This is a genomic window from Christiangramia fulva (genome assembly GCF_003024155.1).
In the GTDB taxonomy this organism is placed as follows: Bacteria; Bacteroidota; Bacteroidia; order Flavobacteriales; family Flavobacteriaceae; genus Christiangramia; species Christiangramia fulva.
In genome coordinates, this window is sequence record NZ_CP028136.1 from 2962229 (window position 1) to 2983763 (window position 21535).

The 21535-nt window shown below is 39.8% G+C and carries 20 protein-coding genes and 1 other RNA gene; 8 read left to right on the top strand and 13 right to left on the bottom strand.

Going from position 1 to position 21535, the window contains the following annotated elements; genetic code table 11:
- The first annotated feature begins 36 nt into the window (after positions 1-36).
- From pdxH to C7S20_RS13200, 4 genes are read left to right on the top strand one after another with little or no spacing between them, the layout of a single operon-like run.
- A complete protein-coding gene (gene pdxH, locus C7S20_RS13185) occupies positions 37-681 on the top strand; it encodes a pyridoxamine 5'-phosphate oxidase (RefSeq protein ID WP_107012907.1) in 645 nt (214 codons plus the stop codon).
- A gap of 3 nt (positions 682-684) precedes the next feature.
- On the top strand, positions 685-1170 hold the full coding sequence (locus C7S20_RS13190) for a SixA phosphatase family protein (protein WP_107012908.1): 486 nt from the start codon (positions 685-687) through the stop codon (positions 1168-1170).
- A gap of 5 nt (positions 1171-1175) precedes the next feature.
- Positions 1176-3278: a polyphosphate kinase 1 gene (ppk1, locus tag C7S20_RS13195; RefSeq protein WP_107012909.1), complete on the top strand. Its 2103-nt coding sequence runs from the start codon at positions 1176-1178 to the stop codon at positions 3276-3278.
- Positions 3275-4183, top strand: coding sequence for a Ppx/GppA phosphatase family protein (locus C7S20_RS13200; RefSeq protein WP_107012910.1), 909 nt, complete (start codon positions 3275-3277; stop codon positions 4181-4183). Before ppk1 ends, C7S20_RS13200 begins: the two co-directional genes overlap by 4 nt.
- Here the strand turns inward: C7S20_RS13200 and C7S20_RS13205 are convergent.
- Positions 4180-4761, bottom strand: a complete 582-nt coding sequence (locus C7S20_RS13205; RefSeq protein ID WP_107012911.1) for a MiaE family protein — start codon at positions 4759-4761, stop codon at positions 4180-4182. The two genes, C7S20_RS13200 and C7S20_RS13205, sit on opposite strands and share 4 nt — an antisense overlap.
- A 2-nt stretch (positions 4762-4763) precedes the next feature.
- Positions 4764-6560: a DNA polymerase III subunit gamma/tau gene (locus C7S20_RS13210; RefSeq protein WP_107012912.1), complete on the bottom strand. Its 1797-nt coding sequence runs from the start codon at positions 6558-6560 to the stop codon at positions 4764-4766.
- Positions 6561-6673: 113 nt separating this feature from the next.
- On the opposite strand from C7S20_RS13210, the gene rnpB reads away from it, so the two are divergent.
- Positions 6674-7001: RNase P RNA component class A (gene rnpB, locus C7S20_RS13215), an RNA gene on the top strand.
- Here rnpB and C7S20_RS13220 read toward each other — a convergent pair.
- The 5 genes from C7S20_RS13220 to C7S20_RS13240 are packed head-to-tail and all read right to left on the bottom strand — an operon-like array spanning position 6999 to position 10186.
- Complete coding sequence (locus tag C7S20_RS13220) at positions 6999-7844, bottom strand: glycoside hydrolase family 16 protein (protein WP_227009010.1); 846 nt, start codon at positions 7842-7844, stop codon at positions 6999-7001. The two genes, rnpB and C7S20_RS13220, sit on opposite strands and share 3 nt — an antisense overlap.
- Entirely contained in the window at positions 7814-8191 is a 378-nt protein-coding gene (locus tag C7S20_RS13225; protein WP_107012913.1) for a hypothetical protein, read from the bottom strand. The genes C7S20_RS13220 and C7S20_RS13225 overlap by 31 nt, the downstream gene beginning before the upstream one ends.
- Positions 8192-8203: 12 nt before the next feature.
- Positions 8204-8740 (bottom strand): RsmD family RNA methyltransferase, encoded by a 537-nt coding sequence (locus C7S20_RS13230; protein WP_107012914.1) that lies wholly within the window; start codon positions 8738-8740, stop codon positions 8204-8206.
- Positions 8740-9552, bottom strand: coding sequence for a DUF3822 family protein (locus C7S20_RS13235; RefSeq protein WP_107012915.1), 813 nt, complete (start codon positions 9550-9552; stop codon positions 8740-8742). Before C7S20_RS13235 ends, C7S20_RS13230 begins: the two co-directional genes overlap by 1 nt.
- Positions 9536-10186, bottom strand: a complete 651-nt coding sequence (locus C7S20_RS13240; RefSeq protein ID WP_107012916.1) for a hypothetical protein — start codon at positions 10184-10186, stop codon at positions 9536-9538. The genes C7S20_RS13235 and C7S20_RS13240 overlap by 17 nt, the downstream gene beginning before the upstream one ends.
- 124 nt (positions 10187-10310) lie before the next feature.
- On the opposite strand from C7S20_RS13240, the gene C7S20_RS13245 reads away from it, so the two are divergent.
- Together C7S20_RS13245 and kdsB are read left to right on the top strand one after the other, a co-directional pair.
- Entirely contained in the window at positions 10311-11747 is a 1437-nt protein-coding gene (locus C7S20_RS13245) for an ATP-dependent DNA helicase (RefSeq protein ID WP_107012917.1), read from the top strand.
- A 38-nt stretch (positions 11748-11785) separates the two neighbouring features.
- Positions 11786-12514, top strand: coding sequence for a 3-deoxy-manno-octulosonate cytidylyltransferase (gene kdsB, locus C7S20_RS13250; RefSeq protein ID WP_107014239.1), 729 nt, complete (start codon positions 11786-11788; stop codon positions 12512-12514).
- Here kdsB and C7S20_RS13255 read toward each other — a convergent pair.
- The 3 genes from C7S20_RS13255 to C7S20_RS13265 all read right to left on the bottom strand — a co-directional run bounded on the left by C7S20_RS13255 (position 12511) and on the right by C7S20_RS13265 (position 15087).
- The gene (locus tag C7S20_RS13255) at positions 12511-13818 is read right to left on the bottom strand and encodes a cryptochrome/photolyase family protein (RefSeq protein WP_107012918.1); all 1308 of its coding nucleotides are present in this window, start codon (positions 13816-13818) and stop codon (positions 12511-12513) included. The two genes, kdsB and C7S20_RS13255, sit on opposite strands and share 4 nt — an antisense overlap.
- Positions 13818-14513, bottom strand: a complete 696-nt coding sequence (locus tag C7S20_RS13260) for an SDR family NAD(P)-dependent oxidoreductase (RefSeq protein WP_107012919.1) — start codon at positions 14511-14513, stop codon at positions 13818-13820. The genes C7S20_RS13255 and C7S20_RS13260 overlap by 1 nt, the downstream gene beginning before the upstream one ends.
- A gap of 67 nt (positions 14514-14580) precedes the next feature.
- Positions 14581-15087, bottom strand: a complete 507-nt coding sequence (locus C7S20_RS13265) for an SRPBCC family protein (protein WP_107012920.1) — start codon at positions 15085-15087, stop codon at positions 14581-14583.
- Between the two features lie 142 nt (positions 15088-15229).
- On the opposite strand from C7S20_RS13265, the gene C7S20_RS13270 reads away from it, so the two are divergent.
- The gene (locus C7S20_RS13270; protein ID WP_107012921.1) at positions 15230-16075 is read left to right on the top strand and encodes a DUF2911 domain-containing protein; all 846 of its coding nucleotides are present in this window, start codon (positions 15230-15232) and stop codon (positions 16073-16075) included.
- A gap of 126 nt (positions 16076-16201) precedes the next feature.
- Here C7S20_RS13270 and C7S20_RS13275 read toward each other — a convergent pair whose 3' ends face one another.
- From C7S20_RS13275 to C7S20_RS13285, 3 genes are all read right to left on the bottom strand, one after another.
- Positions 16202-17176 (bottom strand): Gfo/Idh/MocA family protein, encoded by a 975-nt coding sequence (locus tag C7S20_RS13275; protein WP_107012922.1) that lies wholly within the window; start codon positions 17174-17176, stop codon positions 16202-16204.
- Complete coding sequence (locus tag C7S20_RS13280; RefSeq protein WP_107012923.1) at positions 17173-18876, bottom strand: sodium:solute symporter family protein; 1704 nt, start codon at positions 18874-18876, stop codon at positions 17173-17175. Before C7S20_RS13280 ends, C7S20_RS13275 begins: the two co-directional genes overlap by 4 nt.
- Positions 18877-18991: 115 nt before the next feature.
- Entirely contained in the window at positions 18992-21481 is a 2490-nt protein-coding gene (locus C7S20_RS13285) for a PIG-L family deacetylase (RefSeq protein WP_107012924.1), read from the bottom strand.
- Between the last annotated feature and the right edge of the window lie 54 nt (positions 21482-21535).

The window sequence follows — 21535 nt, forward strand, 5'->3', positions numbered from 1 at the left end:
CGTGAAACTTGTAAATTGCGGTAAACTTCATTTTAAATGGAAAACGATCTCAAGGCGTATCGCCGTTCTTATGAAAAAGGAGAATTGCAGGAAGATGATTTACCTGATTCTCCCTATTTTCTTTTCCATTCCTGGTTCAATCTGGCCGATCTATCTGAAGATATTCAGGAAGCCAATGCCATGACACTTTCCACGGTTAGTGAACACGGGCATCCTAAATCGCGGGTGGTACTCCTGAAATCCTTTTCGGAAAAAGGTTTCAAATTTTTTACAAATTACCATTCTGATAAAGGCCGGCACCTGGAAAACAATCCAAACTGCTGTATTTCCTTTTTTTGGCCGGAGCTCGAGAAACAGGTGATCATAGAAGGAGAGGCTGAAAAACTTCCGCAGGAAGAATCTGATGAATATTTTCAGATCCGTCCTAGAGGCAGTCAGCTTGGTGCTTTGGCTTCTTCACAAAGTTCTGTTATCGAATCTAGACATGTGCTGGTCAAAAAATTAAACGAACTGGAAAAGAAATATAAAGACAAACCTATTCCCAGACCGGCGTATTGGGGAGGTTATATAATTAAACCATTATGTTTTGAATTCTGGCAGGGAAGAAAGAACCGATTGCATGACCGCATAAGGTACAGATCTAATGAGGAAAAATGGATTGTTGAACGATTATCACCTTAATTTATGAAACGATTAGTTTTAGTAAGACATGGGAAATCTTCCTGGGAGGAAGAAGTTAATGATAAGCAAAGACCGTTGAAATCAAGGGCCTATGATGATGCCGAAAAGGTGCTAAAAACCTTCCAGCATTTTTATAAATTTTCTGCTACCTGCTGGAGTAGTCCGGCGAAACGGGCTTTGGAAACAGCAAAAACCTTTAAAAAAGCTCTTGAAATTCCCGATGAAGATTTTAAGATAGTGGAGGAGCTATACACTTTTGACCGGGATGAACTGCTTAATGTGATCCAGTCCTGCCCGGATGATATTCATAAATTAATGGTCTTCGGCCATAATCCGGCAATAACCATGCTTGTTAATGAGTTAGGAGATAAAGAAATAGACAACCTTAGTACTACAGGGCTGGTGGTGATAGATTTTGATACCGATTCCTGGAATTCTATAGAACAGGGCACCACCATACTAACTTTATTGCCTAAAAACCTTCGATAGATTTAATGCTGGAAAAACGATATACAAACAGAGAACTAAGCTGGCTGTCATTTAATGCGCGGGTTTTACAGGAAGCGGCAGATGAAAGCGTTCCACTTATAGAAAGGTTGAGATTCCTTGGAATATTTTCTAATAATTTAGATGAATTTTTTAAAGTGCGCTACGCGACGGTTAAGCGTATCGACCTGGCGGGAAAGACCGGAAAAAGCGCCTTAGGCGGAATTAAGGCCAGTAAACTTCTCGAAGAAATTACCAAAATAGTTATCGCCCAGCAGGCTGAAAGTCTAAAGATCCTGGATGATATTCAAACCCGGCTCATTGACCACGGGATCAATATTATAAAAGAAGATCAGGTAACCCCCAATCAGCAGGATTTTATAAAGAATTTTTTCCTTAGCAAGGTTAGCCCGGCTTTGGTAACCATTGTTCTTAATGATCTTTCTGAAATCCCTTCTTTAAAAGACAGTGCTGCCTACCTTGCTGTAAAGATGGTAATGAAAGACCAAACCAAGCCACAGCAGGGAATTTCAAAAGTCCTTAAAAAACCGGTTAAGGAAAAGAAATATGTTTTGATCGAAATTCCCCGAAGCATCGAACGCTTTGTGGTGCTGCCTGAAGAAAACGGTCAGCAGTATATAATTCTTTTAGATGACCTTATTAGGTATAACCTGAAATCTATTTTCAATATTTTTCAATATGAAAGCCTTACGGCTCATATGATCAAGATCACACGGGATGCCGAACTTGACCTTGACAGCGACCTTAGTAAAAGCTTTATCGAAAAAATTTCTGATAGCGTTAAAGATCGTATTAAAGGTGATCCGGTACGTTTTGTCTATGATAAGAATATTGAGGAAGACACGCTTACCTATTTAATGAACAGAATGGGGATCGATTCAACTGATAGTATCATTCCCGGTGGCCGCTACCATAACCGGCGCGATTATATGGAATTCCCCAGCCTCGGTAGAGATGATCTTCAATATGAGGTAAGGGAACCGCTTCCTATTCCGGGACTCATTCTGCAATCAAGCGTCCTGGCAGGAATTGCCGAAAAAGATTATTTGCTATACACTCCATATCAGAGTTTCGCGTATGTGGTGAAATTTTTAAGGGAAGCGGCACTTGATCCAAAGGTGAAAACAATAAAAATTACCATTTACAGGCTGGCCAAAATCTCCCATATCGCCAGTTCACTTATTAATGCGGTAAAAAATGGTAAAAAGGTTACTGTACAAATAGAACTCCGTGCGCGATTTGATGAAGTGGCCAATATTAGATATGCTGAGCAGATGCAGGAAGAAGGGGTGAAGTTGATTTTTGGCGTTCCGGGTCTCAAGGTACATTGTAAGACCTGTGTGATCGAACGGGAAGAAGAAGGAAAGCTGAAGCGCTACGGATTTATTAGTACCGGGAATTTTAACGAAAGTACTTCCCGGGTTTATACAGATTATACGCTCTTTACGGCCGATGCGGCTATTCTCAAGGAACTGAATAAATTATTCGATTTTTTCGAAACCAATTATAAGGTAAATAAATATAAACATCTTATAGTTTCTCCTCATTACACCAGGCATGCCATCTATAATTTAATTCAAAAGGAAATTGATAATTCCAGGAACGGTAAAGCCTGTGGTATCCGCTTAAAGTTGAATAGCCTAAGTGATTACGGTATCATTGACAAATTATATATGGCAAGCAAGGCAGGGGTTCCCATAAAATTGCTGGTTCGCGGAATATGCTGTCTTATTCCGGGAATAGAAGGCCTCAGCGAAAATATTGAAGCTATAAGTATAGTCGATAAATTTCTGGAACATCCGCGGGTATTTATTTTTGAAAATGCAGGAGATCAGAAAGTCTATATTTCTTCTGCAGATTTTATGACCCGCAACCTCGATCAAAGGGTAGAAGTTTCCTGTCCCATTTATGATGAAGATATTAAGAAGGAGCTTATAGAAACTTTTGAAATAAGCTGGAATGATAATGTTAAGGCCAGGTATCACCGCCCCGGAATGGAAAATCCGTACAGAAATACCGAAGGCACCAAAATTCGGTCACAAGTGGCTTTATATGATTATTATTTGAATAAAATTGATGTAAACTCATGATAAATCAAAAGATTTTTGCTGCAATCGATATAGGTTCCAATGCTGTGCGTTTATTGATCTCTACGATCACTGAAAAAAAAGGTGCGGAAACCAATTTTCGCAAAACCTCTCTCGTTCGCGTTCCCATTCGCCTTGGAGCAGATGTTTTTCTGAAAAAGAAGGTTTCTGAAAAAAATACACAGCGTATGATCGATACCATGCAGGCTTTTGGTCTGTTAATGAAGTCACACGGAGTAGAAAAATATAAAGCTTGCGCTACCTCGGCAATGAGAGAGGCCGAAAACGGAGAGCAGATCGCAAAACTCATCAAGGAAAAAACCGATATTCAAATTGAGATCATTGATGGCACGCATGAAGCCGCGATTATTGCAGCTACAGATCTGCATGCACTCATTCAAAATGACAGTAATTACCTGTATGTTGATGTGGGTGGTGGAAGTACCGAGTACACTTTGTACAGTAACGGTGAAACTGTTGCCTCGCGTTCTTTTAAAGTAGGTACGGTTCGAATGATGGAAGACCTAGTGGAACATAAGACCTGGGAAGAAATGCAGAACTGGGTAAAAGAAACAACCAAAGATTACGAGAATATAGATTTGATAGGTTCGGGTGGTAATATTAACAACATTTTTAAGACGAGCGGTAAAAATGAAGGAAAACCCTTAAGTCTAAAATACCTGAAAGATTATGATGAAAAGCTCAATTCTTATACCTACGAGGAAAGGATCACCGAGCTGGACCTGAAAAATGACCGGGCCGATGTGATCATTCCCGCATCTAAAATCTATCTCAATTCCATGAAATGGGCAAAGGCCAATAGAATTTTCGTGCCCAAGATTGGACTTGCAGATGGAATTATAAAATCACTTTACAATACTTCCAAACGACGCAAAGACAAGGTTTAGCCGTGGATGCTCTCTTTTTTTCCGAGATCTTTCATCACTTCGGCTTCAAAATCCAGTAATTCCTCCCACTTTTTGTCAACTTCTTCGCGATCACCATATTTTCTGGCAAATTTGAGGAACATGGTGTAATGATTGGCTTCACTAACCATGAGATCCCGGTAAAATTTAGCAAGTTCTTTATCTTCCAGTTTTTCTGAAAGCAACCTGAATCGCTCACAGCTGCGAGCTTCAATAAGTCCCGCAATTAGCAGCCGGTGAATGAGTTGAGTGTTTCTGCTGCCTCCTTTTGGAAAAAAATCTTTCAATTTTAAGACATATTCATCTTTTCGATCCCAGCCCATTTTTAATCCGCGCTCCAGAATTTTGTCATGAACCATCTTAAAATGGCCCATTTCTTCCCGTGCAAGGGCAGTCATAGCGGTAACCAGCTCAGGGTATTCGGGATAGGTAACAATAAGGGAAATAGCTGTGGAAGCCGCTTTTTGCTCACAATAGGCATGATCCACGAGAATTTCTTCAAGGTTCTTTTCCGCAATATTAGCCCATCGCGGATCGGTGGGTAATTTTAGTCCTAACATAATCAAACATCTAAATCAAAAGTTGCCCTTAATTTATCGATTAAAGGATTGCTTTCTTTTAGTTTTTCATATTTTTCCTGAGGTGTAAAGGCATATTTTCTTGAAGTAGCCTCATCTACCTTTATTTGAAGGGAAATATGGGTATTCTTTAATTTTTTCTTTAAATATCCCATCATCCGTGGTTCTTCCTTCTGAAGGTCCAGCTTCATGGTTTCATTTGGAAAAACGAGCTGAATTTCTTTTCCATTTAGCACCGGTGTTTGGGATTCTAAAATTGAAGCAAGTATTTTTTCGCCTTTTTTCTTCAGCTTTTCCGTGTATTGCTTCCAGTGATGTATCATATCTTCCTCGGTGAAAGCTTCATCCATCACTTTTTCTGCTGGCATGGCTGCTTTTTGCCGCTCGGCTATCTCCTTTTTTTTATGAATGCTTTTCAGGGAAAGTCCGGAAACTCTTTCCCTTTTTATCTCCGGAAGAGGTGTTTTTTCAGTTGGATCAGGAGTTTTTTGTGTTTCTGAAGGCTCTTCGTGAGCAGGGCTTTCTTTTGAATAATACTGTTCTTCCTCATCTTTCGCGCAGCTTTCCTGCGCTTTTTTATCTTCCGGAAGCCTGGTATTCGTATGCGATGAGCTGTCATGCTCATGTTCCCGTACCATTTCTTTTTCTTCGGAAGAAAGGCTAACGGCTTCGGTTTCGAAATGAGAAGCGGGGATTATTCCCGGTTTAGACTTTTTTTTTTCGCCATCGAAGCTTATCGAGGCGAGTTGCATTAGGCAAAGCTCCACAAGCAGCCGTTGATTGTGGCTGTTTTTGTATTTTAGATCGCATTCGTTGGCAAGATCTATCCCCTGCAGCAAAAACTGATAGGAAGTCTTTCGGGATTGTTCGAAATATTTGGCTTTAGTCTGATCGCCAACCTCAAGAAGATCTATTGTTTTTTCGTCTTTACAAACCAGTAAATCACGGAAATGGGAGGCAAGGCCGGCAATAAAATGATGACCATCAAAACCATTTGAAAGTACTTCATTGAATTTCAACAGTAGCTGAGGGATCTTATTTTCAAGAATAAGGTCGGTCACCTGCATATAAGTATCGTAGTCGAGTACGTTCAGGTTTTCGGTTACGGCCTTACGGCTTAGGTCATTTCCGCTAAAGCTTACCACGCGGTCATAGATTGACAGCGCATCGCGCATGGCGCCATCTGCTTTTTGAGCGATGATGTGAAGCGCGTCATCTTCGGCATTAACACCTTCGCGTTCAGCAATTTCGGCCAGGTAATTCTTGGCGTCGGTAACGCTTATCCTTTTAAAATCAAAGATCTGGCAACGTGAAAGTATTGTTGGGATGATCTTATGCTTTTCGGTAGTCGCAAGTATGAAAATTGCATGTTTTGGCGGTTCTTCCAGTGTTTTCAGAAAAGCATTGAAAGCCGATGCAGAAAGCATGTGCACCTCATCTATAATATAGACCTTGTATTTTCCCACCTGCGGAGGGATACGCACCTGGTCTATCAATTCCCTGATTTGATCAACACCATTATTCGAAGCGGCATCTAACTCAAAAATATTAAAAGCGAAATCTTCATCGGGATTCTGTGTTTCCCTTTGATTGATCAGTTTGGCCAGGATCCTCGCACAGGTAGTTTTTCCCACGCCACGCGGGCCGGTGAACAATAAAGCCTGGGCCAGGTGATTATTTTTGATGGCATTCTCCAAAGTGTTGGTAATGGCCTGCTGGCCTACCACGTCTTTAAAGGTTTGCGGTCGGTATTTCCGCGCTGATACTACAAAATGCTCCATCGAAAACTATTAAAATACAAATATAAAAATCACCTGTTTAAAGTCCAGTTGTAAGTCTCTTATTTATGAACAAAAGCTTAAAGAAATCAACATTATTTGCCTTACATTTGCCGGCAGCAGGCCGCTTTGTCGCTCTGATCACCTCAGGGTTATCGGGGAGGAAAGTCCGGACACCACAGGGCAGCATAGTGGGTAACACCCATCGTCCCGCCCCGGCGGGACAGGACCAGTGCAACAGAAAGGATGTACAGGTAATGCTGTAGTGAAATCAGGTAAACTCTATGCGGTGCAATGCCATGTATACCGGTTTTGTCGGGCGGCCCGTCCGCACGCCGGAGGGTAGGCAGCTAAAGATTTGTGGCAACACAAATCTCAGATAAATGACAAAGATTCTGGTCACTTACCAGAATACAGAATCCGGCTTACAGGCCTGCTTTTTTATTTTTTGGTAAAAACTCTTACGTAATCGATCACAAATTGCTGCGGGAATATTTCCGGATCTACTTCTCCTGCCCAATTGCCACCAAGAGCAAGGTTAATTATTAAATAAAATGGTTTCCTAAACGGATTGTTTTCTTCTCCGGCATCTGCAATTCGAAAACTGTGATAAATTTCATTATCAATTAAAAAATCAATTTTATTTTCATCCCAGTCGATAGAATACACATGGAAATCTTCGGCCGGGTTGTTGATCTTTTTCATCGTGCCCTTGGAATCATAACCCATTGAATTGTTATATGGAAAATGAACAGTTGCATGAATTTCATCAGGAGCTTTTCCCACATGTTCCATGATGTCTATTTCTCCCGTGTTAGGCCAGCCTTTTTCATCAAAATCGGCTCCCAACATCCATATTGCAGGCCAGACACCTTTTCCTGCGGGTAGTTTAGCACGCACCTCAATACGACCATACTTAATTTCGAATTTGTTTTTGGTATTGATACTTGCCGAAGTATAATTGGCAAAATGAGTATAATATTTCCAGTTAGAAGCACCGGCTTCAAAATTCCGGTTTCGGTACTTTTCTTTCAGGGCGGTTAAAAACAATCTTCCATCTTTTACCCGCGCATTTTTTCTCCGGGAAGTATAGTATTGTTCTTCCAGGTTCCTGATAAAACCTTTTTCAAAATTCCATTTCTCCTTATCCGGTTTTCCATGATAATTAAATTCATCATGCCAGAAAAGTTGATAGTCCTGTGAATACATTCCGATAAAAAATAGTGAAAATAGGAGAAAAAGAGAAAGCCTTTTGATCATTCCTGATGGATGAGACTTTGCGCCCATACTTTTGCTTCCTCTAAATTCTGAAAAAGCTCAAAAGCGACCGGTGAAAACTGTTTTTCAAAATTTGCGGTTTTGAGTTTTGAAATTACCCGGCTAACCACGGCAATACCCATAAGAGTATTTCTTTCCAGAAGCGTGAGATAAATAATGGGGTTTACATTATAATCATTTTCCCTGTCGGCTATATAGACGAACTTTTTAAAACCATAGAAATCATGACACATTTTTCGCAAGATCTCCACATTATTTTTTTCCAGAAGAACGTCATTTTTAATCCGCGAAATAACATACTCATCGAAAAACTGGAGGTTGGCGAAGTCCAGTTCTATCTTTTTTAAACTAGTCATGCCTTAAGATAATCAATTTTCAAAGAAACTGAAAACACTGCTTCCGTACCGCCTGGATTCTCGAAAATAGGGCAGATCATCAAGTTCCATGTGTTTTGAATGTTCAAGAATTAGAACACCCTGTTCGCAAAGCATCTGTTTTTCGAAAACAAGTGAGGCAATTTCAGCAAATTTTTCTTTTGCCAAATTATACGGAGGATCAGCAAAAATAATATCAGATTTTACCGGAGCTTTTTGAAGATATTTAAAAACATCACTTTTAATGGTGGTAATGGGAAATTCAAGTTCTTCAGCGGTTTTCTTTATAAATTTCACGCAGTCAAAATTGGCATCTACCGCAGTAATATTTTCAGAACCCCGAGCGGCAAATTCAAAAGAAATATTTCCGGTTCCTGAAAAAAGATCCAGAACCGAAAGGTTTTCGAAGTGATAGGAATTGTTCAGAATATTGAACAGGGCTTCTTTGGCCTGATCGGTGGTGGGTCGTACAGGAAGTTTGGAAGGAGCGATGATACGCCTGCCGCGATGTTTTCCGGAAATGATGCGCATTAGAACGAATTTAGTAAAAGATATTCTTCAGTATCTATTTCAGGTTTTTCAGAAGATTGGAAACTGAAGGAATGAAAAGGCCCGAGGAAACTGATGTTTCGGATATAATCCCATGCCATTTTATATTCTTCAGAATCTTTTGAAATATCCCCGATCAGGACCAGTTGAAAGGTGTTGGGATCAAGATCGAGCTGTTCTGCCGTAAAAAGTATATAGTAAAGAAAATCTTCTTTGGTATCGTATTCAAAACTGTTGGCCAGAAGTAATTTACCGTTTTCAACCACTACCAGGTCATAATTGTTATGATAGGTATGGATGTACATGGTGAGGCCCTGGTTTTGCAGTTTAAGCAGGCTGTCAATGAGCACGCTTAAACTGTGTCTATATTCAAACTCCCCGTATTTATCAAAGAAATAATTGATAATGTTGGTGTAGGGGATGTAGACATTAATTATTTCATCATGGATGGTATCAAAAGCAATGAAATCTGTCTGTAAAATTTTTGTATTGAATTTTAAATAATTGGAAGCGTTATTTTCATCAAAAATATTTGCAGGTACAAGACTGAAAAGCGGATTGGTAAAAATAAGATTTACCTCGTCTACAGGTTGATCGAGTTCTTTTTGTTTTTCATATTCCAGTTCGATCCTGGCAAGTATTTTAATAGGATCAAGCTGTTTTCCAAAATTTATTTTGTGATAAAAAACAATAGAATTTTCATTTCGATCCAGGATACAAAAAGAAAGTCCATTCAAGCTAACCTGAATGGACAGTTTTTTATGTTTTGGTTGATGATTATTCGTTGTCACCATAAACTTTTGGCCAGTTACCGCTGGTGTTAACCTCGGTCATTGAGCCTACGCTGATATATCTTCCGTTAACATCATCAACAGATTGTACATCGTTCTCCTGAAGAACCAGAGTTCTGTCCTGATCGTAAAGTATCTTGCTTTTGGCAATTTTTGCTTCAAAAACCGGGATTTTATTACCTTTTTTGTCTAATGTTCCCGCTTTAAGATCAAATTTAGCATCTACTCCTTTAATTGGCACGTTCATCATGTTCTTGTAAGATTCGTTTCCTTTAAAAAGAGAATCTTTAACAGAAGAAAATCCAAGAGTGTCTACCACTACTTTTTCAATATACTGGTCTACACCATAGGTCTTTTTATATTCTTTATCCAGAAAAGTGGTATCCCGACGTTGGGTAATGGCAAATTCAGCGGTATCGAGAAACTGAATAAGGCTATCCCAACTTCCGGTAAAACGGCCAGTTACTTCTTTATAGGCTAGTTCTGAAGCCCGAATGTCCTTAAGGTTTTCGATAACCTTGGCGTATCTTTTCTCTTTGATTTTGTTGAACTGGATTGGTTCATATACCGCATTGAAGGTAAGATATGCGAGGAAGATAATTACTAACCAAAGAAGTATCTGTATTACAAATCTCATTTTTTTAAGTTTATGTTTTAATTTGAAGGTTAAAGGTTACACGACAAATCTACAACTTTTTTTTATTCGTAAAAGTTTTGGTCGTAAAAATCCATTCTTATCTTTGAGATTTTAGGCATTCTATATGGCTCAACCCACCCCAACCAGTTTCTTCAAAATACTCAAAGAGGACCTTGGATTTGATGCAACCGAAAAGCAAAATATTGCTCTGCAAATGCTTGCAGATTTCGTTGTTAATAGTGGAGAAAACCGATTATTCGTTTTAAAAGGCTTTGCCGGAACCGGAAAGACCACTATTATCAGTACTCTGGTCAAGAACATCTGGAAGGTTAAAAAATCTGGTGTTTTACTTGCACCAACGGGAAGAGCAGCGAAGGTAATTTCTAATTATTCGGGGAAAGAAGCCTTTACCATTCATAAAAAGATCTATTATCCTAAAAAATCTGGTGGAGGAGGAGTGCAGTTCACCCTTCAGCAGAACAAGCATATAAATAACATTTTCATCGTAGATGAAGCCTCTATGATTTCAGATGACGGCGGGAATTCGAAACTTTTTGAAAATGGTTCTCTTTTAGATGACCTCATTGAATACGTCTATTCGGGAAGGAACTGCCAGTTGATCCTAATTGGGGATACGGCCCAGCTGCCACCGGTGAAAATGGAGGTTAGCCCGGCACTTCAGGAAGAAAAGCTGGGGATAAATTATAATAAAGAGATCTCTTTTATCGAACTCGATGAAGTGGTGAGGCAAAGTGAGGGAAGTGATATTCTGCATAATGCCACCCTGATTAGGGAAAGTTTGCAGGATGGTTTCTATGAAAGTTTTAAGTTCGAGCTTTCCTCAAATGCCGATGTTATAAGGCTCATAGACAGTTACGAGATCATGGATGCGATCCAGGATTCGTATCACAGTAACGGCCACGAAGATACCAGCATTATCGTGCGATCTAATAAACGGGCGAACATGTATAATGAACAAATTCGTTCGCGGATTTTATTTCAGGAAGAGGAAATGTCGGCCGGAGATTATCTTATGGTGGTCAAAAACAACTATTTCTGGATCAAACCCTCTTCCGAAGCAGGCTTTATCGCTAATGGGGATATAGTTAAGGTTCTGGAAATTTTTGCATTTAAAGAACTGTATGGGTTTCGCTTTGCGGAAGTAAAAGTTCAAATGGTAGATTATCCAAAAATGAGGCCTTTTGAAACCGTGGTGATCCTGGATACTTTAACCAGCAATTCGCCATCGCTGACTTATGAAGAAAGTAATAAACTTTATGAAGAAGTGAAAAAAGATTACGCTTCTGAACGTTCTAAATACAAGCAATTCCTTAAGGTTAAGAACAACAAATATTTCAATGCCTTGCAGATAAAATTCTCGTATGCAATTACCTGCCACAAATCTCAGGGTGGACAGTGGAATACCGTATTTATAGAGCAACCCTATTTGCCTAATGGTGTGGGAAAGGAATACCTTAGATGGCTTTATACCGCCGTGACACGAGCGAAAGATAAATTATACCTGATTGGTTTTAACGATGATTTTTTTGCCGCGCCATAATCCTTATTTTTACTGAATATTATATGGAAAAACATCCTATGAAAATAATTGCCATGATTCCCGCCCGCTATGAAGCGAGCCGTTTTCCCGGAAAACTTCTGAAAGATCTGAACGGCAAAACTGTGATCAGGCGCACCTATGAATCGGCTAAAAACACAGGCCTTTTTGATCAAGTTTACGTGGTGACCGATAGCGATAAGATCTACGATGAAGTGGTGAATTTTGGGGGAACGGCTATCAGAAGCCAAAAGGAACATGAATGCGGTAGTGATCGCATTGCAGAAGCCGTGGAAAATATGGACGTTGATATCGTGGTAAATGTCCAGGGGGACGAACCTTTTATTGATACCAATAGCCTGACGAGACTGCTTGAAGTTTTCCTAAATGATGAAAATGAAGAGATCGATCTTGCTTCCCTGAAAACTCCTTTAAGCGATAGTGAAGAAATCACCAACCCCAACAATGTGAAGGTCATTACAGGCAAAGAGGGTTTTGCCCTTTATTTTTCCAGGTTTCCGATACCTTATCCGCGGGATACGGCAGCCGTGGTTACTTATTATAAGCACATAGGAATTTATGCTTTCCGGAAATCGGCTTTAATGGATTTTTATCGACTCCCAATGCTTCCTCTTGAAGCTGCTGAAAAGATCGAATGCATTCGCTATCTTGAATATGGCAAGAAGATCAAAATGGTAGAAACAAATGTGCGAAATATAGGTATTGATACTCCTGAAGATCTCGAGAAAGCCAGAAAATTACTCAGTTAACTGCTCACGGCTTTTTTGTAAGTTTTCAAGGCTCTTTCCCGGGCTTCCTTATGATCGACCATTGGTTCGGGATATTTATCAGTGCCATATTCTTTAACCCATTTTTTGATATACTCTTTGTCTTTATCGAATTTTTCTATTTGAGTGGTGGGGTTGAAAATTCGGAAATATGGAGCGGCATCCACACCGCTACCGGCAACCCACTGCCAATTCCCAATATTTGAAGACATTTCGTAATCCAGCAATTTTTCGGCAAAATAAGCTTCACCCCAACGCCAGTCGATTAGCAGATGTTTACAAAGAAAGCTCCCCACCAGCATCCTGATGCGATTGTGCATGAAACCGGTTTTATTCAATTGCCGCATTCCGGCATCGACCAGAGGATAGCCGGTTTTTCCCTCTTTCCACCTCTCAAACTCCTCTTCGTTATTTCTCCAGTTAATACGGTCATATTTTTTCTTAAAGGCATCAGTCACGGTTTCGGGAAAATGATAAAGGATCTGCATAAAAAATTCCCGCCAGATCAATTCTTCAAGGAAAGTTTTGTTATGGAATTTATCGGCTTCCCTTACTACCTCTCTAATGCTAACCGTACCGAAACGCAAATGCGGACCTAAATGCGAAGTTCCTTCTTGGGCGGGATAATCCCGGGTTTTTTCATAATCTTTAATAAGACCTTTAGTAAGCTGAAAATCGGGAACTTTTACTTGGGATTTTTTAAAACCCATGTCGCTTAGGCTAAGATTTGGTAACCTTGAATTTTGCAGAAGCTTGTGCAAATATCTTTTGGTATGGCTGAAGGAAAGCTCGGTATTTTTAAATTTTTGCTTCCAGGTATTTTTATATGGAGTATATACAACATAAGGATCTCCATCCTGTTTTACCACTTCATTTTTTTCAAAGATCACCTGATCTTTAAAATCGTAAAATTCGATGTTATTTTTCCCCAGGAATTCCTTAATTCCCGTATCGCGATCTTTCGCATAAGGCTCATAATCACGATTGGTAAAAACTTTGTTGACCTTGAATTCCTGAATTAAATTTTTGAAAATCTTAAAAGGAGTGCCATAATATATCGCGATCGAACTTCCATGTTCATCCTGAAGTTGGGACCGCATTTTTTGAAGATTATCAAAAATAAAACTTACGCGGGCATCATCTTCAGGCAGTTTATCTAAAATTTCCGTATCGAAAATGAAAACTGGCAAAACAGGCAGATCATCTTTTAAGGCAGCCAGAAAACCTGTATTATCATCTAATCTCAGGTCTCTTCTAAACCAGAATATGTTCACCTGCTGACTCATCAATTCACATTCAGTGTGGAAAGACCTCCATCAATTCCTAAAACCTGTCCGGTGATCCAGCTGCTGTCTTCACTTAAAAGAAAGGCTGCCAGACTGGCGATATCTTTAGGTTTTCCTATGCGTTTTAATGGATGTCTCTGATCCATTTTTTTAATTTTTTCTTCATTTGAAAGTATTTTTTCAGCTAATGGGGTATGGGTTAGAGAAGGAGCTATCACATTCACCCTAAAAGAAGGCGCATATTCAGCCGCCAATGATTTGGCGAAACCTTCAATAGCGCCCTTGGCAGCAGCTACACTGGTATGAAAGGGCATTCCGGTTTGAACTGCGACGGTGCTGAAAAAGATCAGACTTGCCTGCTCAGATTTCTTCAATTTTGGCAGAATTCCCTGGAGACATCTCACCATTCCAAAGAAATTTAAGTTCATTTCCTGTTCAAAATGCGAAGGTTTGATCATTTTAAATGGTTTGAGATCAATACTACCGGGACAGTAAACAAACCCATCAATTGTATCGGGGAGGTCCAGTTCTGCAATATCATCTTCCAGAACGTCAAATTTCAGGTGCCGGATCTTGTCTGAAAGATTTTCTTTGTTCCGCGAGGCCACGATTACCGAATTTTCAGCAGCCAGAATTTCGGCGAGTTCCCTTCCTATTCCGGTGGAACCTCCAATAAGTAATATATTCTTTTTCATTTTTTAATGTTTTCCCTCGGAAAAGTTTCGGATTACTGGTAAAAAATTTTGGTTCGTTTCCTGATAATTAATTCAAAATATCCTGTTTAAGGGTAGGTTCATTTTCCGTTTCTTTGAATTCACCGAAGATTTCAATCAATTTTTTCCTTCGATATTCAAAGATTTCGGCCAGTTTGGGTTTCACCAGAAAAGGATGCGTGAATTGCCCGATTTTTCCGAAGGGAAGTTTGTAGTCTATGATATCTTCCATCTCCACGCCACCGGGAATTGATTTGAGAAAATGTTTATGATGCCACATTTTGTAAGGGCCAAAGCGCTGCTCATCTACAAAATATTCACCTTCTTTTACATGGGTAATTTCGGTGATCCATTTTGTTTTAATGCCTCCAACAGGAGAAACAAGATACTGGATGATCTGCCCCGGGAACATTTCGCGATCACCTCCTGAAAGGATTTCAAAACCCATGTAATCTGGCGTGATTACCTTAAGGTTCTTTGGATCTGATAAAAAATTCCAGGCTTCCTCCCGGGAAATAGGCAATTTTTGAATGCTGTGTAAAGTGTAAATTTTCATCAGATGTAAAGGTAGTAGCAAAAATGTTTAAAATAAAGTAATAAAAGTTAAACAAAAATTAAATAATAGTTGATTTTTAATTTTATTGAGGCTAAATCTTCTTCTTTTATTAGTTATATTTATAAGACTAAACTCATTAAAAATGAAAGAATTACAATTGCTTTTTTTAGTCTTGACCACAGCAGTTATGTCTGCTCAGGTTGAGGCTCCACAACCAAGTCCGCAGGGAAAGATCCAACAGAAAGTAGGTCTTACCGATGTGGCAATAGAATATTCCCGCCCCGGAATGAAGGGCAGGACCATTTTTGGTGATCTTGTTCCCTATGGGGAACTCTGGCGTACCGGAGCTAATGCCAATACCACAATTAGTTTTAGCGATGACGTTACTATTGAGGGGAATACCCTAAAGGCAGGGAAGTACGCTATTTATACTGTTCCCAGGGAAAAAAACTGGCAGGTGATCTTTTATAAGAACACCGATAACTGGGGAGTTCCACAGGAATGGGACGAATCTAAAGTTGCCTTAAAGGCTACAGCTGAGGTTGACGAACTTCCTTTTGATGTGGAAACATTCACTATCTTTTTAAATAATCTTACCAATGATTCGGGAGTTCTTGAATTTGTTTGGGCCAATAAAATAGCCTCACTGCCTTTTCAGGTACCTACTGAAAAAAAGGCCATGGCCAGTATAGATCGTATAATGAATGGACCTACAGCTAATGATTATTTTTCGGCGGCGGCATATTATCACGATGCCGGCAAAGATCTGAATAAAGCTTATGAATGGATCAAAAAAGCAGCCGAAATGGCTGGGGAAGATGCATACTGGGTATTCCGAAAAAAATCTTTGATTGAAGCCGATCTTGGTAAAAAACAGGAGGCTATCGCAAGCGCGAAAAGATCTCTTGCTTCCGCTAAAAAGAATGGAAATCCCGATTATGTAAAACTTAATGAAGATTCCCTCAAAGAATGGGGCGCCATGAAATAGAAAAAATTAAAGACTGCCTGAAATTTTTAATTTCCCAACGCTGAAACTATTATAAAATCTGCTTAGATTTTCAAAAATGGATTTTAATTTCAGGGTGCTGATTTAAAAAATTTCGGGCAGCTCTTTTTACAGGTCATATTCCAGAGCGATCTCTTTTCGAATGGCATCGAGCAATCCTATAAGATCAAGGCTGGAATTAAAACTCATTTTCTCACTTTCGGTTTTACCTTCGAGCAGCATTTGAGTTACATGCTCAGCCTCGTAAAAATAGCCGGTGGTATTTACATCAAACTCTTTAACCCATTTTTCCTCGTTCATCAGAATATTTATCGAAGAGGGTTCATGAAAGCGTGAATTAATAAAAATATTTCCTTTTTCAAGTTCTATTTCAGCTGTGGTTGGAGTCTTTTTAAGAACGGTAGATTCCAGCAGCGCAGTAGCGCCGTTTTTATAATGGAATTTTATTTCGCAGCTGCTGTCAACCCCGGTTTCAGCAAATTTAGCTTCTGCTTCAATTTTATCGGGTTTTCCCAGTAAGGAATAAGCAAGGAAAACAGGATAAATTCCTATATCAAGAAGGCTTCCGCCACCCAGGGATTTATTAAAAAGTCGGCCGTTTACATCAAATTCAGCAGGAAAGCCAAAATCGGCCTTTATGCTCTTTATTTTGCCCATTTTACCTGAATTGATCTCCATAAGCATAAATTCGAAGTGGGGCAGGAAGCGGGTCCACATGGCTTCCATAAGAAAAACCTTGTTTTCACGTGCAGTTTTGATCATTTCTTTAACCTCCTCGGTATTCATCGCAAAAGGTTTTTCGCAAAGTACGGCGATTCCTTTTTTCATACAGGCCACTGAAATAGAATGATGCAAAACGTGAGGCGTGGCCACGTAAACCACATCCACCGCTTTATCTTCCATCAATTCTTCATAAGATCCATAGGCTTTCTGCGCCTGATATTCTTTTTTAAAAGCTTCTGCCTTTTCAAGATTCCTGCTTGCCACGGCATAAAGCTCCGCATTTTGAACCACAAGCAGGTCTTTCGCAAATTTATTTGCGATCTTACCAAGGCCTACGATTCCCCATTTTATCTTCTTCATGTTGTTTTAAGAGTTTTATTCTGTTTACTTCCAAATTGAATCATAAAAGAAAGAGCGATTACCAGGGAACATCCCAGCACATTAAGCCAAAGATAAGGCATGATATCAAGATTAAAAACGATGATCACCACGATCTGAGTAATTATTGCGGAAATGAATACCGCATTACTTTTGATTTTTTTAAAGAAAAACGCCAGTAGAAAGATCCCCAGTACATTCCCGTAAAAAATGCTCCCCACGATATTGACAAACTGAATGAGGTTATCAAAAAGATTAGCTATACTGGCAAAGGCAATGGCAATTAACCCCCACATTAAAGTAAACCATTTTGTGGCTTCGAGATAATGTTCCTCACTTTCAGACTTTTTGATGCTCCTTCTATAGATATCAATCGTGGTGGTTGAGGCCAGCGCATTCAATTCAGAAGCCGTAGAAGACATTGCCGCAGAAAGAATTACCGCCAGTAAAAGTCCTATTAATCCTTTAGGAAGATTATGAAGGATGAAATGTATAAACACATAATCTTTATCATTGCTTTCGGCATCGACATCAGAGGCATCAATAAACATGCGGGCTTCTTCACGCAAATTATTTTCATTTTCCTGAAGTTGATTATAATTTTTTTTGAAATTGGCAATTTCAGCCTTGCTCATTGTGGATTCATTCTCGGCATAGTAAAGACTGAGCTGTTGTTTTTTCTCCTGATTATTCCTGTTTTCGACCATGAGATCCTGGTACTGTTCAGAAAATTGGGAATTAAGAACAGTCTGGGTAGCCGCGGGATTGAAGTTAAGCGGTGCCTCATGAAACTGGTAAAAAACAAAGACCATCACTCCAACCAGCAGGATGAAGAACTGAAGAGGAACTTTTAAAAGTCCGTTGAAGATCATTCCCAGCTGACTTTCCCTTACGGAGCCGCCCGAAAGATATCGTTGTACCTGGCTTTGATCGGTTCCAAAATAGGCGAGGGCGAGAAAAGTTCCGCCAATGAGTCCACTCCAGAGGGTATATCGGTTTTCCAGGTCAAAAGAAAAATCGAGTATATCCATTTTACCACCGGTTCCGGCAATTTCAAGAGCTTTGGTAAAATTCACCGAATCTGGCAGGTAATTTAGTATGATGAAAAAAGTAACGACCATCCCCGTTAAGATCACTGCCATTTGTTGTTTGTGGGTTACACTTACCGCTTTAGTACCTCCAGAAACCGTGTAAATTATTACCAGCAATCCAATTATTACCGTAAGAGAGGTCAAATGCCAACCCAGAACCGCCGATAAAATAATAGCCGGTGCGAAAATTGTTATTCCGGCAGCAAGTCCTCTTTGAACCAGGAATAAAAAAGCGGTGAGGGTGCGGGTTTTTCGGTCAAAACGACTTTCGAGGTATTCATAGGCTGTATACACTTTCAGCCGGTGATAAATAGGAATAAATACGATACAGATAATGATCATGGCTATTGGGAGCCCAAAATAGAACTGGACAAATCCCATCCCGTCGTGGTAGGCCTGGCCGGGTGTGGAAAGAAAGGTGATCGCACTCGCCTGAGTTGCCATTACCGATAAACCGATGGTCCACCATTTGGCATCTTTTCCGCCTCCAATAAAATCGTGCACATTTTTACTGCCGCGTGATTTGTAAACTCCATACCAAACAATGAAGGTAATCGTTCCTATGAGTATGACCCAGTCTATCAGCTGCATATCAGGTGAAATGATTCATTATGTAATAAAAAGCAATAATGTAAATGACATTCGCAACAATGACGACGGTATAGCTGGTTTTCCACTCGTATTTTTCGGGTTGATCCTGCTCCATTTATTTTCCTATAGAGATTAAATTGGCAAAAAGGCGATAAGCCCCCGGAACAGCAGCCGGGAATTGCCTGAAAAAGCTCAAGCCGGTGTAAATATAATAGCCCTGCCCATATTTTGCGACCAGCAGGCTTCCGTCTAACTGGTTTTCTCCGGTATCGTGCATGCCTAAAATGGGGATGAATTCTTCGCTCCAGGTGTCGGGGAAATACAGGCCACGTTCCTGTACCCAATCTTGAAAATCGGCTTTGCTAAGCTTATTTGGCGAATTTAAAATTTCATGTTCAGGAGCCAGGAAGGTAACTTCAGCATCTTCTTCGGTAACCCGGTCCCGTGATATATGCAGGCTGTACGGCGAAAGATTTTCGGTAACCAAACCCCGGTTGGTATTATACTGTACGATCATCGTTCCGCCGTTTTTCACGTAATCGAACAATTCCTGTTGTTTAAATTTTAAATTTTCATCAACGTTATAAGCCCGTATTCCCACAACCACGGCATCAAAATTTTGCAGTCGCGCTGCGGTGATATCTTCCGGTTTTATTTTGGTAACCTTATAACCAATTTGTTCAAGGCTCTCGGGCACTACTTCTCCAACACCTTCAATATAAGCGATATTCTCACCTTTTTTTGAAATTTTTAGCTTTACCAGTTTTAATCTTGCCGTAGTTACAATATTCTGATTGGGGATATGATTATAGCTTATTTTTTCAAGTTGCTTGTCGTATATTCTATCGCCGATTTTCACTTTCGGAATAAGCTGAGTTTCACTTTGTCCTTCAGGAGGTGTGATTTTGAATTTCAAATTTGCCTGTCCGCCATCCTGTAAAATGGAAAAATTTTCCTGCACGGGTTCAATTTTCCACTCCTTTCCGGCGTCTAACGAAAGTGTTCCCCTAATATCATTTTTATGCGCGGTAAGAGTGATAGTGATCTCCTGCGGTTCCTGATTGTTAAAGATGAGGACATCGTTTTTAAAACTGATATCCACCGGAGGTACGATCTCAAAATTTTCAAAAGTCTCTCCTTTTACATTGTCGTTATATTTGTAAACTACCGGGGTTGTAAACGAAAGTGGCGTAGCGTTTATGGAAATATGAAAAATAGCTTTTGTCTTTAAAGGTGTTTCGGGTAAACCTCTAAGCTGTTGATCTTGTACTGTGTACATTCCCACACTTCCGGGATTTTTTAACCAGTAAGGAGTTGTATAATCTTCATCGGAAGGAATTTTAAAGTTCAGCGTATTTTCCCAGTCTTCATTATCCTGAAGGATCACATTTGGTTCAACTTTGGAATTATTTGGGGATAATTCCACAGATTCCAGTTTCATTACAGAATTGCTGCGGTTGATGGCTTCCAAATGCACGGGAATAATTTCTGAAGGTGTTATCGACGACTGATTTGCGGCAGCTTCAAGATAAAGCCCGGCGCAGGCATAGATAATATCTTTTATTTCTTCAGATTTTATCTTTCTCCAGTGATCATTCTTTAAGTTTTGGATAAGGGAATAAGCTTGTAGGAGTTGCGGTAAACTTTTCTGCGGATGTTCAAAATCAAAATTATCTTCTACCGCGTAAAGAATTTTCCCTATCGCCTGTCCTCCTTCAATACGGCTCCAGGTGGTATCTATGCCTGCGAAAACACTTTCCGAATTTTCAGGCATTTCTCCTTTTAAAAGTTCCAGATATTCAATTTGTTTACCGCGGCTTCCCGTGCTGCCAAATCCCTGTGATTTATGTTGACTGCGGCTTAATGCTGCGATTTCGGGATTTGAAAGTCCTTTCATTGGGAAATAAGTTCCGGTATCAAAACTTATGAATTTTGACTTGTCGGCCTTTTCAAAAGCTTCATCGCCCCCATAAAACCAGGGAGAAGTATTAAAAAACAAACGTTTTGGCTGATATGGATCCACATATTCCAATTGTTGCGGAAATGCCGATTTTTTTGCTGCAAGATCAAAGGCTTCGACGCTTAACATTGCCGAAGAAGTATGATGGCCATGCGTGGTGCCGGGAGTTCTGTGGTCAAATCGGTTTATGATCACATCTGGCTGAAATTTCCTTATAACCCAAATCACATCACTTAAAACTTCATTTTTATCCCAAATTTTCAGGGTTTCTGAAGGTGTTTTGGAATATCCAAAGTCATTGGCACGGGTAAAAAACTGCTGTCCATCATCTATTCTGCGTGCTCCAAGCAATTCCTCGGTACGAATCACACCCAGTTTTTCCCTGAGTTCGGGACCGATAAGATTTTGGCCACCATCTCCACGGGTCATGGAGAGATAGGCGGTTCGTGCATGTTTAGCGTTTGAGAAATAGGATATTAAACGCGTATTCTCATCATCGGGATGGGCTCCTACATAGAGAACAGAACCTAAAAAATTCAGTTTCTGGATATGCTCAAATATGTCTGAAGAACTCCATTTTTCGGGAGCCTGCGCTCTTATAACAGAAAGACTTAAAAGGAAAACAGCAATAAAAAGTTTTCTCATGAAGTGCTGGGTTTTACCAAATATAAAAACTTTAAGTTCGGAACAGGGAATTTT